The 13,465-nt window shown below is 42.7% G+C and carries 11 protein-coding genes; 1 reads left to right on the top strand and 10 read right to left on the bottom strand.

Annotated features, from left to right (window positions below; all coding sequences use genetic code 11):
• Window positions 1–8 precede the first annotated feature (8 nt).
• The 10 genes from lspA to WHS43_00575 are packed head-to-tail and all read right to left on the bottom strand — an operon-like array spanning window position 9 to window position 12,163.
• Complete coding sequence (lspA, locus tag WHS43_00530) at window positions 9–494, bottom strand: signal peptidase II (protein ID MEJ5338127.1); 486 nt, start codon at window positions 492–494, stop codon at window positions 9–11.
• The gene (purL, locus tag WHS43_00535; protein ID MEJ5338128.1) at window positions 464–2,677 is read right to left on the bottom strand and encodes a phosphoribosylformylglycinamidine synthase subunit PurL; all 2,214 of its coding nucleotides are present in this window, start codon (window positions 2,675–2,677) and stop codon (window positions 464–466) included. Before purL ends, lspA begins: the two co-directional genes overlap by 31 nt.
• Window positions 2,674–3,495 (bottom strand): enoyl-ACP reductase, encoded by an 822-nt coding sequence (locus tag WHS43_00540; protein MEJ5338129.1) that lies wholly within the window; start codon window positions 3,493–3,495, stop codon window positions 2,674–2,676. Before WHS43_00540 ends, purL begins: the two co-directional genes overlap by 4 nt.
• 11 nt (window positions 3,496–3,506) lie before the next feature.
• Window positions 3,507–4,298, bottom strand: a complete 792-nt coding sequence (locus WHS43_00545) for a 2-amino-3,7-dideoxy-D-threo-hept-6-ulosonate synthase (protein MEJ5338130.1) — start codon at window positions 4,296–4,298, stop codon at window positions 3,507–3,509.
• Window positions 4,299–4,302: 4 nt separating this feature from the next.
• Window positions 4,303–5,007: an energy transducer TonB gene (locus WHS43_00550; protein ID MEJ5338131.1), complete on the bottom strand. Its 705-nt coding sequence runs from the start codon at window positions 5,005–5,007 to the stop codon at window positions 4,303–4,305.
• Between the two features lie 42 nt (window positions 5,008–5,049).
• Complete coding sequence (locus tag WHS43_00555; GenBank protein MEJ5338132.1) at window positions 5,050–6,525, bottom strand: hypothetical protein; 1,476 nt, start codon at window positions 6,523–6,525, stop codon at window positions 5,050–5,052.
• Window positions 6,522–7,280, bottom strand: coding sequence for a polysaccharide deacetylase family protein (locus WHS43_00560; GenBank protein ID MEJ5338133.1), 759 nt, complete (start codon window positions 7,278–7,280; stop codon window positions 6,522–6,524). The genes WHS43_00555 and WHS43_00560 overlap by 4 nt, the downstream gene beginning before the upstream one ends.
• On the bottom strand, window positions 7,277–9,694 hold the full coding sequence (locus tag WHS43_00565; protein ID MEJ5338134.1) for a tetratricopeptide repeat protein: 2,418 nt from the start codon (window positions 9,692–9,694) through the stop codon (window positions 7,277–7,279). Before WHS43_00565 ends, WHS43_00560 begins: the two co-directional genes overlap by 4 nt.
• Window positions 9,672–11,096 (bottom strand): glycosyltransferase, encoded by a 1,425-nt coding sequence (locus WHS43_00570; protein ID MEJ5338135.1) that lies wholly within the window; start codon window positions 11,094–11,096, stop codon window positions 9,672–9,674. Before WHS43_00570 ends, WHS43_00565 begins: the two co-directional genes overlap by 23 nt.
• Window positions 11,084–12,163, bottom strand: a complete 1,080-nt coding sequence (locus tag WHS43_00575) for a HEAT repeat domain-containing protein (protein MEJ5338136.1) — start codon at window positions 12,161–12,163, stop codon at window positions 11,084–11,086. Before WHS43_00575 ends, WHS43_00570 begins: the two co-directional genes overlap by 13 nt.
• A gap of 251 nt (window positions 12,164–12,414) precedes the next feature.
• On the opposite strand from WHS43_00575, the gene WHS43_00580 reads away from it, so the two are divergent.
• A complete protein-coding gene (locus WHS43_00580; protein ID MEJ5338137.1) occupies window positions 12,415–13,395 on the top strand; it encodes an NAD(P)H-dependent glycerol-3-phosphate dehydrogenase in 981 nt (326 codons plus the stop codon).
• Window positions 13,396–13,465 lie beyond the last annotated feature (70 nt).

Below are 13,465 nucleotides of genomic sequence, written 5' to 3' on the forward strand. Positions count from 1 at the left end.
CAGAACTTTTAGCTTTTTCCACCCCTTAGAAAGAGCTCTCTCAGGAGGAGAAGGAATATGGCAATGCTTATGCTGGCATCTGCAAGGTTAAAGGCTGGCCACGAAAGCCCTCCGTAGGATAGATATATAAAATCTCTCACATAGCCAAGCAAAACCCTGTCATAGAGGTTTCCGAGAGCTCCACCTCCCACCATGCCCATCAGAAGGGGAAGGATTTTCCCCCCTGTTTTTAGAGCGTAAAGAAAGGTTATGACAAGAGCTACCAGGGGAGTTATGAAAAGGACGGGGATTCTTAAAAAATCTGGTGCATCTGCAAGAAGGCCAAAGGCCACCCCCCTGTTGTAAACCAGCACAAGGTGCAAAAAGGGCAGAAGACTTATATCCCTGTCCTTTAGAAGGGATTCTGCAAGATTCTTGGTGATAAGGTCAAGAAGCAGGATACCGAGCGCAGTAAATGCGTATATCAAAGCAGGTTTTCTAAGGCTTTTTCCCATATCTCCTCAAGTTCGCTGACTTGCAGTTCAAGGATTTTTTCCTCATTGTTGGTAAGGGTAAAAAACTCTTCTTCCTTCACCCTCCCTAAAAATAGCCAGTCAAGGTCATGCCCTTCCACAAGGTCCTTAAAAACCTCCGCATCTTCCCTTCTTACACTCACCACCACCATGGTGGGGTTTTCTGAGAAGAGGAAAAAGTCAAGCCTTTCCTCCATGTAGAGGTTCACTTCAACACCCAAACCTGTGCCAAAGAGGCATTCCAGAAGAGCCACCGCAAGCCCACCCAGAGAAACATCATGAGCGGACCTCAGTATGTTTTCCTTAATTAGCTTAATAAGAAGTGCATGTAGCCTTTTTTCCTTCTCAAGGTTTACCTGAGGGGTTCTCCCCGAAACTCTTCCGTGAATAACCTTAAGGTATTCGCTGCCGGCAAGGGAAAATTCTCTCTTTAGGTCTCCCATCAAAAATATAAGGTCTCCCTCTTCCTTAAAGCAGTGGTCAAGAAACCTTCCATCCTCCAGATAACCCACTGCAACCATTATGGGTGTGGGGTATATGTTCCTTATTTCCTCTCTTTCCACCGTCTCGTTGTAGAGGGAAACATTACCGCTCACTACAGGAACCTCAAAAAATTTGCAGGCCTCCGATATGCCCTCTATGGCCCTTACCAACTGCCACATCACTTCTGGTCTGTCGGGGTTTCCAAAGTTCAGGCAGTCAGTTATGCCCAGTGGCTTTGCTCCCACGCAGGCAAGGTTTCTGAGGGCTTCCGCCACTGCGTATTTACCACCCTCGTAGGGGTCAAGAAAAAGCATACGCCCGTTTCCCTCTGCGGTGATGGCTATTAATCTCTCACTTTTCAGCTCCGGTTTTTCCACCCATTTTACCCTCATCACCGCAGCATCACCACCGGGCTTGAGCACCGTGTTTGTGCCCACCTGATGGTCATACTGGCTGTAAACCCACTCCTTGGAGGCTATGTTGGGAGAAGAAAGGAGTTTTATAAGAGCCTCCTGAAGAGGAACCTCAGGAAGGCTGTTCTGGTCAAAATCCCATAAGGACTTGAGACGATCTGGCTCTCTGTATGGCTTTTCGTATACCGGTGCCTCCTCCACTATCAGGCTGACCGGAAGCTCAACCACCAGCTCACCCTTATGGTAAGCCCTGAAAAGCCCATCCTCTGTGAGCCTGCCCACCACTGCCCCCTCAAGATGGTAGTATTTAGAAAGCTCCAGAAGCCTGTGAACCTTTTCCTCCTGGGTCACAAGAAGCATTCTCTCCTGGCTTTCCGAGAGGAGTATCTCAAAGTCCTTCATGCCCTCCTCTCTGAGGGGAACTCGGTCAAGCCAGAGCTCCACCCCGCACTTTGACTTGTTTGCAAGCTCTGAGGAAGCACCAGAAAGCCCGGCAGCTCCAAGGTCCTGAAGACCACTTACAAGTTCTTCTTCAAGGGCTTGAAGAACTGCCTCTATGAGTTTCTTACCAAAGTAGGGGTCTCCAATCTGCACATTTGGCAGTTTTTCTTCAATACCTTCTCCAAACTCCGCAGAAGCCATCACAGCACCGTGTATGCCATCCCTTCCCGTGGAAGAGCCAAGAAGAAAGAGCAGGTCTCCGGGTCTTCCCCTTGCCCTGAACATCCTGCCTGCGGGCAAAATCCCAAGACAGAAGGCGTTAACAAGGGGGTTTGTTCTGTAGCATTCCTCAAAGTATGTTTCACCTGCAACGGTGGGTATGCCTATGCAGTTACCGTAATGGGATATGCCACTCACCACACCCTTCACAATCCTTTTGTCCGGAGGAAGTCCAAACCTGAGAGAGTCTGCAAGGGCTATGGGTCTTGCACCCATGGAAAGTATGTCTCTTATTATCCCACCAACGCCCGTGGCAGCACCATGAAAGGGTTCAATGTAGGAAGGATGGTTGTGGCTTTCTATCTTGAAGGCAAGCCATACCTTATCGTCAAGCTCAACCACCCCTGCGTTTTCACCCGGTCCCTGAACCACCCAGTCTGCACTGGTGGGAAACTTTCTCAGATGCACCTTTGAAGACTTGTATGAGCAGTGCTCAGACCAGAGGGCACCAAGAACACCAAGCTCCACGGAGTTTGGTTCACGCCCGAGCCTGCTGACTATTCTTTCATATTCTTCCTCTTTGAGACCATAAAGCTGGTAGAGTTTCATCCCTTCTGTTCTCCGAAAACCTCCTTCTTTATGTCCTCTTCCCTTCCAAAGACACCCATTATGTGATAGCCATTGTCCACATGAATCACTTCACCGGTTATAGCCCTTGCCCAGTCACTACAAAGAAAGACAGCAGTATCTCCCACATCCTCTATGGTTATGGCTCTTCCAAAGGGGTTTACCTTTGTGGTGTGTTCCATAAGGAGGTGGAAACCCGTTATGCTGTATGCGGCAAGGGTCTTTATGGGACCTGCAGATATGGCGTTTATCCTGTGCCCTTGCTTTGCTATATCGTAGGCAAGATAACGCACCGTGCACTCAAGGGCGGACTTTGCTATACCCATAACATTGTAATGAGGAACCACCTTCTCTGCACCGTAGTATGAAAGGGTTATTATGGAGCCGCTCCTGCCCTCCATGAGAGGAAGAAGCTCTCTGGTGAGGGCTATAAGGGAATATACGGATATGTCCATTGCAGTTTTGAAGCCTTCCCTTGACGTGTCTATCACTCCACCCCTGAACTCTTCTTTTGGTGCGTAGGCAATGGAATGAACTATTATGTCCAGACTGCCCCATACCTCAGAAAGCCAGTCCTTGAGAGCCCTTATATTTTGGTCCTCTGACACATCATATTCAAAGATAAGACCTGAACCAAACTCCTCTGCTACCTCTTCCACCCTTTTTTTTAGCTTTTCACTGGCGTAAGTGAAGGCAAGCTCCGCACCTTCCCTATGAAAGGCCTTTGCTATACCGTAAGCTATACTTCTTTCGTTTGCCACACCCGTTATAAGGGCCCTTTTACCTTCAAGAAGACCCATACTTGCCTCCTCTACTGAATGATTTTTATGGCTTCTTCCACGCTTCTGCCCTCGTGCACTATGAGGCTGAGGGCTCTCACCATACCCACTCTGTTTTTAGCCTGAAATACGTTCCGCCCGATGGAAAGGCCCCTTGCCCCAGCCCTTATGGCACCATGAACCATCTCAAGCACCTCTCTTTCTGTTTTCATCTTTGGACCTCCGGCTATGACCACAGGAATAGGGCATCCTTCCACCACCTTTGAAAAGCTCTCAGGATCTCCCGTGTAGGGAACTTTTACTATGTCCGCACCCAATTCCGCACCGAGCCTTGCACAGTGAGCTACCACTCTGGGCTCATACTGGTTCATGTCCTTGCCCCTTCCGTAAACCATGGCAAGAAGGGGCATGCCCCATTCTTCACACACTTTGGATACATAGCCCAGGTCTCTGAGCATTTCCCTCTCCATGTCTGCACCCACGTTCACATGCACCGATACGCCGTCTGCACCCAGCTTTATGGCTTCTTCCACCGTGCAGACCAGCACCTTGTCGTTTTTTGTAGGTGCCCAGTCGGTAGAAGCAGAGAGGTGAACTATTAGCCCTATGTCTCTGCCTTTCCCCCTGTGCCCCGCCTTCACCATGCCCTTATGGAGCACCACAGCATTGGCACCGCCCTCCGCCACATCTTCCACCGCCTTTCTTATATTCTCAATCCCCTCCATCGGGCCGGAGCTTACCCCATGGTCCATGGGAACTATTATTGTCTTGCCCGTATCTCTGTTAATAAGTCTCTCAAGCCTGAGCTGTTTACCTATGCTCATGTTTTTAACCTCCCTTAAACCTGAAAGTTATTATGCCTGTCTGGACCGTGTTTTCCCTTATGGCTTCAAACCTTATACCCCTTACAAACTCCACCATCTTCTGGTCCACCTGGGTTGAACCGCTTTTCTGAATTATCTGAACCCTTGAGACCACACCAGAAGGCTCTATCCATACCCTTACTCTAAGGGGGCTGAGGGGTTCATCAGAGCTTATCCTCGGAAGGGGGGGTGTATAAACCGTTGCCCTTCCACCACCTGAAAGCCCCACACCTCCAGGTGATACAACCGCCGTTATGCTTCCAATGTCTGCACTCTTTACGCCCTCCCTCTCCACCTCTCTTTCCCTTCCCCTTACCTTCTGCTCAATCTCCTGAAGCAGTGAAGGCTCTTCCTTTTGAGTGCCTGCTGGCACCTGAATGTCTCCCTTCTCTCTTGATACCTCAACCGGAGATGCAATGGCCTTATCTTTTCCTTTTTTAGTAATACCTTCTCCCTCTCTTGGCTTATGAAGAATGCCCTGCCTTCCACCCGCCAACTTTATTTCCTTTGCAAGTGGCATATCTTCAACATATACCTGTAAGGGAGGCGTTGGAGAGTTCACCTCAATTCTAACAGAGAGATAGAGTGAAAGAAGGGTAAACATCATAAGGTTCAGAATTATAGATATGCCCCAGTGAAATAATGTTTCTACTTTATCCTCTCTCAGCATTATGTATCATAGTATAGCACATAGGCTATATTTTTTGAATGATTAGAATATATGTCTTAGACCTACCCCGACTTGATAATACTTCCAACCGGCAGCCGTCTGCATTGCATAGTTACCAGCCTCAAAGTCCAGAGCAATCCATGTATTCCTGCTAAGCTTGAAACCAACAGAAGCATACCCGCCACCTATAAGATCACTGTTGGTTTTATTGTATCTTTTATAGTTCTGATAACCAATAAATGGCTCCAAGTAGACATAAAAATTACCTCTATTGTGCTGTAATGCAAAAAATATATGGTTTGAAATATAGTCTTTTGGGTCAAAATAACCCATTCTTTTATGTTTGTCATAATTACTGTATATTAATCTGTAGCCAATCTTAAAGTTTGGATTGGACTGTGTCAACCTATACGCTGGGGATAGTATCATGAAATGGCCTTTATTACCATCGGAGAAAAGACGAAGTTGATATGAACCACTGAAGTCAACACTATCATTTATGCGCTGAAAGGTACTTATAGCAAAGGCAGTCATTCTTATCTTATTTTGTAAGAGCTCTGCAGTATAAGTCATAATGCTGGTGTTTAAGGAGATATTAAGACTACCCCTCCCAGCAAAAATAGATACTCCAGCGCCACCTATGAACTTTTCTGATGAGCCTATAGACAATGTGCCAAAAGTGCCAGACAGGAGGGCATTTTCAGATACTCTTTTATTCAGTTCAATTCCGAACTCGTAGGCTTTCTTATCCCTTGTATTATCCTCGGCCCATATATACCTATAGTAGGGTGATAATCTATAGTCTTCTAACCAGAAAATGCCTCTAAGGGTAAGTGTATCTACTCTGTTATCGTCGCTATCTCTGTAATATGTATAGCCAGAACTTACCTGAGGTCCGAACTTCTGTAAATAGGCCTCCTTAGCCTCATCAAGCTCCTTTGATTGATATGTATACATTGGCTTTAGCTTCTCAAGAGTATTTTTGGTATCAATCCTTCTATCCAATGCCATATACCCATAAGAAAGAGCAAGTCCGCTGTCAAAGTCCTTTCTTTCAGCGTATATCCGCTCGTATATTTCTGTAGCCTTATCGGGTCTTCCAGACCAACGAAGGGCATTACCTTTTACAAGAAGGGCATCAGAATTCTGAGGTTCCTTTGAAAGTATATAATCAAGCTCTTTTATAGCCTCAAAATTCTTCCCTCTCCATGTAAGAACTCTTGCAAGATGCAGTCTTATCTGTAAATCTTCTGGATACTTTTCTAATAACTCCTTCAGCATCATCTCGGCTTCTTTCAGCATGCCTCCCCACGACACGGATACAGCCATTCTAAATCTTTCTTCTCTTGATAAATCGCCCATTTGATTCCAGATTTTTGCGTATACCTCAGCCGCTTTTCTATAGTTCCCTTCCCTGTAATATCTGTCTCCTTCTTCCTTCAACTTAAGAAGCTCTGGTTGTACAGCGTAAACCCCGCATGCAAGAACAAAAGAAGCCACTATAGATATTATTTTCATGATCTATCACCTCCAATGTATTGCGAGAAGGAAACAAGGTCTATTGAATTGTTTATGTTGAGTCTGGGTATAGCCATATCCGTCATTCCAAACAGTCTTTCTTCAGAAGTGAAGAAGTATTTAAAGCCAAGTTTTCTGAGAACATCCAGATGTCTCTCCGAGTATTGTCCGTATGGCGCAGCAAAAATGTCAGTAGACGTTCCAAGCTCTTTATTTAACTTATCTAAAAACTTCATGGAATCTAGCCTGAGCTGTTCCGGAGTGAACCTGTTGACCCAGTTTGTCACATGTATGTCGTAACCATGATATCCCACCCTGACAAGACCGGATGATATGAGAAACCTATAATCATCCCAGCTCAATGTAGGTCTTTTACCGTTAAAGTTGTAATAGCTTCCTACATAAGCGCCTATAACGTTTATGATTGCCTTAAAACCATAATCTCTGAGAACTGGAAAGGCGTAATCCATGAAAGAAAGATAGCCATCATCAAATGTAAGCATAAATAACTTTCTACTTTTATCAAATCTGTTGAGCTCTTCAGGAAAAACAGAAATATAGCTGTTCTGATACAGGTATTCCATATGAGAGTAGAAAAGAGAAGGAGAAACCGTATAACCATCCTTATAATGGTTTGATATATCATGGTACATTAGTACAGGAATGCTCAGGGCTTCGAAAGCTGGGGCTGTCCTGATTCTGGTTCCCAGAAAGAGCCAAGAGGCTGCCGTAAATAGAAAATCTCTTCTTGTCATCCTCGACTCCTAATATGTTTCTTGAGTATGTAGTAACTTTTTTTCAGATACTCATGATAGAGGGGGGTACTCCAGCTTTCCCAACTATAGGTTTTTATCTTTTCAAAGGACAGGGGGTATGGAAGCATGTCTGTTATGTTATATGGTTTTCTTGTTTCTTCGGCAAGATTGAAATTATCTTTCTTTGGTTTGTAAGATAACACAATAAACCGCACTCCATCTGTTTCTAAACTCTTTACTTTACCATCCCACCAAATTATGTTCCTAGAACTTGGGTCAGAAAAATTTATAAGGCAGTAAGGTATTCTAAGTTCTATGAGATTTCCGTTCACATTAAAATCTGCTAGGCTGTTATAGTCCTTTCTATCGGGATTGAGGGAACCCATTCTTAGCGGACTTACTGCATGATGCCTCGCTGGATATGTTTTTCTAAGCTCCTTATTAAATCTCCTTCTATTTGTCAAGAAATACATGGGTATAAATGCACCCTGCGCGGATTCTACGGACAATGTTTTCCCTGAACCATAGTTGGTAAATCTGTCGTAAGTGTGCTGCACCAGTATTCTACTTTTCCCCTTACCACATATATGCATGAGAAACTGAACGCCCATAGGTAAGGTCAACTTCGTATTAAAGGGGAGCAGATATTCGCCCTTGTCTGGACCTGCAACATTTATTGCTACAATATAACAGGCTTCTAAAAAATCTATCTCACCTGCCGTCTCCAGCGCTAGATAGATAAAGCCTTCATCCCTCTTGACTCTTACACCTACTAGTGTTCTTCCTCCATCTCCATCATCTCCAAAGCTGTAGTATCGTATACCCTTTTCCTTAGAATAAAGGGTTTCTGAATTTACCCACTCTCCTAGATTGCCGGACAGTGTGCATGTCTTACCTGGGTAGCCTGGATACACGGCAACAAGTCCGTAATTTTCCTCGGGATCTCTTATATTAAACCAGAGGGATTTTCTATCTTTTGGATTATAGTAAGGCTGAAATAACCAGTTAACTTTATACCACTCATCAAACCACGAAAAGATTATGGCGCCTGCCATACCTGCTTTTTTTATTTCTTCCAGCTTCTGAATCAGATATCTACCCTGCTGAACTTCATCATGTCCGCCATGATTTAAACCTCCCTGTTGCCAGTGGGCTGACTCCCTGCTGGTGGGCACGCCAAACTCAGCTATAACCACGGGCTGTCCTTTATGATGAGTTTTAAGTTCTCTTAAATAGTCCAAGTATGGAGTTTCTGATTGAAGATAGTCATTAACCATGAAATCGGGATAGTAAGGATAGACATGGTAACTGGAGAAGAAGCAGGTTTCTCCTGTGCATCTTATCTTGCTGGTATCGAGCGTTTCCATATCCTCATTCTCCGAACACACATCTGCCACCTCTTGACCCATAGCCTTAAGTTCCTCTTCGTAACTCGATTCTGAATGATGTTCTAATGGGTCAAGCGTAGGCCAATTTGTTATAGAAACCAAGCTTGTGTGCCCATATACCTCTTGCTGATATGAAAGTATATAATAACACACTTTTACGTTCCAGACCTCAAAAGGTTCGCCGTTAAGTATGTACAGGAACTTTCCGTAATAGTCCTCCTTCTTTCTCAATCTTTTTTCATTGTATTTATTAACCATGCATGCCTCTGGCTCTCTACCGAATAAGTATCCTATAAGACATCCAGAAACATCGGCTGTATAAACACCATGCGGTTTTCCATAAGATTCCTTAAGTTCAAGATGTCCATGGACCGCGTCTACAACTTCTCTTATATCCTGCAAAACCTTGCCCATAAAATCTCTGTCATCCAAAGCACCCTTTTCAGGTGGCTCATACCATATACCCTGCAAAAGGTAGAGTTTAATGCCATCTTTATTAAACTCATAAAGCGCTCTGTAAAAGTCTGGATTTTGTAATGTATAAACCCTTATGGTATTTGCACCGAGTTCATAAATAAGTTTGAACCATCTGAGATAGGTACCCATTTTTATAGGATACTCCCCGGGGAAATAGCCTGGTAGTCCAAGTCCAATGTTAACCCCCAAGATAAAGAAGCTTTCCCATTTACCTCCCCTCATTATCTGAATATAGTCATCCGCAGTTCTAAAAATTGATTTTTCTCGGAGGCTTACCTTATTCAAACTGGTGATATATTTTTCAACTATTTCCAGCATCTTTAAGACTTTATCGGAGTTATTAGCTTCAAGGCTTTTGTATAGAGCCCACCTCGCAGTATGCATATCCCCCAGATTATACATTGCCAGCCCTAACCCGTAATAAGCATCACCTGTTTCCTCCTTATTAGAAGCTTTCTGAAGTGCAAGCCTAAATATGTTTACTGCCTCCTGATTATGACCTTTTTGTAAGGCTGTGTAGCCCAATTCAAGGAGTTTCTTTAAATTCATACACACCACTCCCCTTCTTTTTTACATATTCCCATCTTCTATAGCCCGCAATGTACTTTATAGTTGCCTGCAATCTCCAAAAGGAATTTAGTTGCCTGTATCCAAGATTTTGCATGATACCATAAAGTACTAACCTAAAGAGGTGCTTCCATTCTGGATATCTCCTATATGTCAGCTCTTCCAAGAATACACCGCATACTGAAAGAAAGGAGCCATACACCACTGCAAGCAGGAGGAAAAGCAAGAAAAACTTGTAACTAATTAAGCCTAATACATAAGCTGATGGCACCATTATATACCCAATCAACTCTATTATTGGACCGAGCACTTCAAAAAGTAAGTAATAGGGGAGAGCAAACATACCTATTCTCCCATACCTGGGATTAAAAAGCATAAACTTATACTTATATAGAGTTTGAATAAGTCCAAGGTGCCATCTTCTTCTCTGCTTTGCAAGTGTCCTAGTATCTTCTGGAATTTCCGTCCAACATATTGGGTCTGTAATAAATCCTATATAGTACTTCTCTCCTCTTTCTCTAAAATGCTTATGTAATCTCACAACTATTTCCAAGTCCTCAGTAACAGTATCCTTAGAATATCCACCCACTTGAATAAGGGCTCCTTTGTTGAACAGCGAAAAGGCCCCTGATAATATCATCGTCTGATTAAGCACATTAAACCCCGAGCGTCCAAGAAGAAAAGCTGTCAAATATTCAACTATCTGAAGATTTGCGATGGGCTTATTGGAGAGGTCGATTTTTTCAACCTCACCGTCTTTAAGTTTTACACCGTTTAGAACTCTTACTACACCCCCCAAGCCTATCACGGGAACTTCAGACTCTATTACCCTTGACATTAATCTGATTAGAGAGTCTTTTTCTATTATTGAGTCTGCATCTATTGAGCAAATGTAAGGAGCTTTACTCACATTTATTCCGCAATTTAGAGCGTCTGACTTACCACCCCGCTCTTTATCAACTACTATAAGATTAGGAATTTCTGGGTTGTAGTAGAAGGCTTTAACTTTTTCTGTTTTTATCAGTTGTCTATAAACTAAATCAATTTTTCTAAGATTAAATGCGTTTATAAGATTTATAAGTGTTGCATCTCCTGAACCATCGTTTACTACAATTATTTCATAGTTGGAATAGCTAATATTTAATGCACTGTGAACCGTTCTAACTATTACATTTTCTTCATTATATGCAGGTATTATAAGAGATACAGGGGGCATGTCCGTTTTCTGTAATTCCTTAACAGGGAAAAGCCTTATAATTCTTATATAGTTTAATATAGACACGAAAGCTAAAATAAACAAAAATGTCAGAATAGCATTGTATATGCTATAATAAATACCAACAAAAATATTAAAAGCTATCACAAAAAGGGCTAAATAATACATAATTTCCTTACCTCCTCAATATCTTCCTGGCTTATGGTATTTGTAAAACCTAATTCATGGTATAGAATCTCCATTATTTTAATTGCATAAATTAAATCTTCTGTGTCACACGCTTTTAGGGCCTCCTTAAGCTTCACACCAGCGTTTGATTTTGATATCGCCTCAGCAATAGCTTGTTTTGCGTATTCATCCTTTGATTCCAATATGGAAAGTATTATATCAAAATTACCCTCCATGCACCTTACCAGCATACCTGCAGACGCACTTCTGACTTGCCAATTATCATCGTAAAGAAGCTCCGCAAGCTTCTTTATAACGTATCTATTGCATCTGAAAGATTCAAGAGCCTTAACTGCATTTAGCCTAACGTACCATACTGGATGGCTCAGAAAAACATGCACTAAAGTATCTCCCTTTTCTAAATTTCTACCTTTAAACATTGCTATAACCTTTAAAGCTCTTGAAAGTATTTCAGGATTGTACTTATTTAATAGGTTTAAAATTACATCTAAAGGTATATTATCCTTGTCTTCTGAAGAATATAGCGCATCAAGAAACGCCATAAGTGCCTGTTCTTCATCATTTAATAATTCAATCAATCTTCCAACTTCGTTCATACTGAGCTTATTAATCATATTGGAAAACAAAACAGACATCTCTTTGAAAGAAAGCTTACCCTTTTTGTATTTATCTAGTATGGTGTAAATGACCTCTTCAATCTGATGTATGTTTAAGGAACTTTTTGTTAAATAGAAAAGCATTCTGTATAGAAATTCCGAATTTTCCTCTTTTCTAATTGTGTCTATTATTTCCTTAAACTTATCTGTAAAACCAAGATTTGTAAGAATTTTAACAGCTTCAAGTCTGTTTCTACTGGAACCACTTTTTAACCTGTTTACGTAATACTTGTCTACTTCATACATTCTGGCAATTTTATTTATATATTCTGAATTCAAATCATACAATTCAATAAGAATATCTATAAAGGCTCTTCCTCTCAGAGAATTGAGTTTCAATGAGGTCCTATCCAAATCTTTTATATGCTCTATATTCCCCGTTTCTATCACGATGTTGTAAATCTTATTACGATAATAAGACTTCAATTGGTCTATTTTTCTGTAGACAATAGAATTTTTAACTCTTCGTATTATAGAAATAGTCAACAGAAGAGTAGAAACCAGAAGTATAGAGATTATGATTGAGACTATTATTAGAATAGTTAATCTACTCTCTAATAGCTCAATCATGATGGCTTTAATTTTAAATTCTTTGTTGTTCCTGTGCGTGAAGTATTTGTGAAAATATTATAATTAGCATTATGAACTTTTCCATTCTTGGCGGTGGCCGGTGGGGGGTTGCTCTTGCCATTCATCTCGGTAAACTGGGGCACAGCATCATGGTGTTTGACAGGAAAGAGGAAACGGTGAGAACTATTGAGGAAGGAAAGCATCCCTACATGGAGGGCGTCAGGCTCAGGAACGTGGGAGCCACTCAGGACCTTGAGGATGCACTTGCCTTTTCAGATTATGTAATAATAGCCCTTCCAGTCCAGGCCATAAGGGAGGTGTTAGCCCAAAAACCTCTGAGGGGTAAGAGGGTTGTCTCCGCTTCCAAGGGACTTGAGGTGGGCACTGAAAAGAGAGTTTCCGAGCTTCTTCTTGAGCTTGAACCCTCTCTGAAGGTCTTTTGTCTGTCTGGTCCATCCTTTGCCAGCGAGGTTTCAAAAGGGCTTCCCACAGCCCTTGTGCTCGCAGGTGAAGAACTTGAGGAAATGGAGAAGATAAGAAACTGGATAAGCTCTGAGAACTTCAGGGTTTATCTTTCCACAGACCTTGTGGGTGTTGAGCTTGGTGGTGCCCTGAAAAATGTTATCGCCATTGCCTGCGGTATATCTGATGGTCTTGGTCTGGGAGAGAATGCAAGGGCTTCCCTTATGACCAGAGGGCTTGCAGAGATGGTTAGGATTGGTGTTTCTCTTGGTGCAAGAAAGGATACCTTCTACGGACTCTCTGGCATGGGGGATTTATTTCTTACCGCCAGTTCTGCACAGTCAAGGAACAGAACCTTTGGCTATCTTCTAGGTCAGGGCCTTCCTCTGGAAGAAGCCCTCAAAAGGCTCAATCAAACAGTGGAAGGTATACATACCGTAAGAGCTGTTCAGAGGCTGGCAATGGATAGGAAAATACATACCCCTATAAACAATGCGGTTTACAGGGTTGTGGTTGAGGGTTATCCTCCAAAGGATGTGGCTCTTGAGCTTCTGAAAAGACCTCCTCAGAGCCCTTTTGAGATGATATGATTTCTCCGTAAAAGTAGTATTCCCCACAGCTTTCGCACCTGAAGATACCACCACCGCAGCATTCTATAAC

This window comes from Aquificaceae bacterium (assembly GCA_037481935.1).
GTDB lineage: Bacteria > Aquificota > Aquificia > Aquificales > Aquificaceae > Pampinifervens.

Coding starts and splice junctions, on each gene's coding strand:
- lspA (MEJ5338127.1), bottom strand. CDS start 494: ATGGGAAAAAGCCTTAGAAAACCTGCTTTGATATACGCATTTACTGCG.
- purL (MEJ5338128.1), bottom strand. CDS start 2,677: ATGAAACTCTACCAGCTTTATGGTCTCAAAGAGGAAGAATATGAAAGA.
- WHS43_00540 (MEJ5338129.1), bottom strand. CDS start 3,495: ATGGGTCTTCTTGAAGGTAAAAGGGCCCTTATAACGGGTGTGGCAAAC.
- WHS43_00545 (MEJ5338130.1), bottom strand. CDS start 4,298: ATGAGCATAGGTAAACAGCTCAGGCTTGAGAGACTTATTAACAGAGAT.
- WHS43_00550 (MEJ5338131.1), bottom strand. CDS start 5,007: ATGCTGAGAGAGGATAAAGTAGAAACATTATTTCACTGGGGCATATCT.
- WHS43_00555 (MEJ5338132.1), bottom strand. CDS start 6,525: ATGAAAATAATATCTATAGTGGCTTCTTTTGTTCTTGCATGCGGGGTT.
- WHS43_00560 (MEJ5338133.1), bottom strand. CDS start 7,280: ATGACAAGAAGAGATTTTCTATTTACGGCAGCCTCTTGGCTCTTTCTG.
- WHS43_00565 (MEJ5338134.1), bottom strand. CDS start 9,694: ATGAATTTAAAGAAACTCCTTGAATTGGGCTACACAGCCTTACAAAAA.
- WHS43_00570 (MEJ5338135.1), bottom strand. CDS start 11,096: ATGTATTATTTAGCCCTTTTTGTGATAGCTTTTAATATTTTTGTTGGT.
- WHS43_00580 (MEJ5338137.1), top strand. CDS start 12,415: ATGAACTTTTCCATTCTTGGCGGTGGCCGGTGGGGGGTTGCTCTTGCC.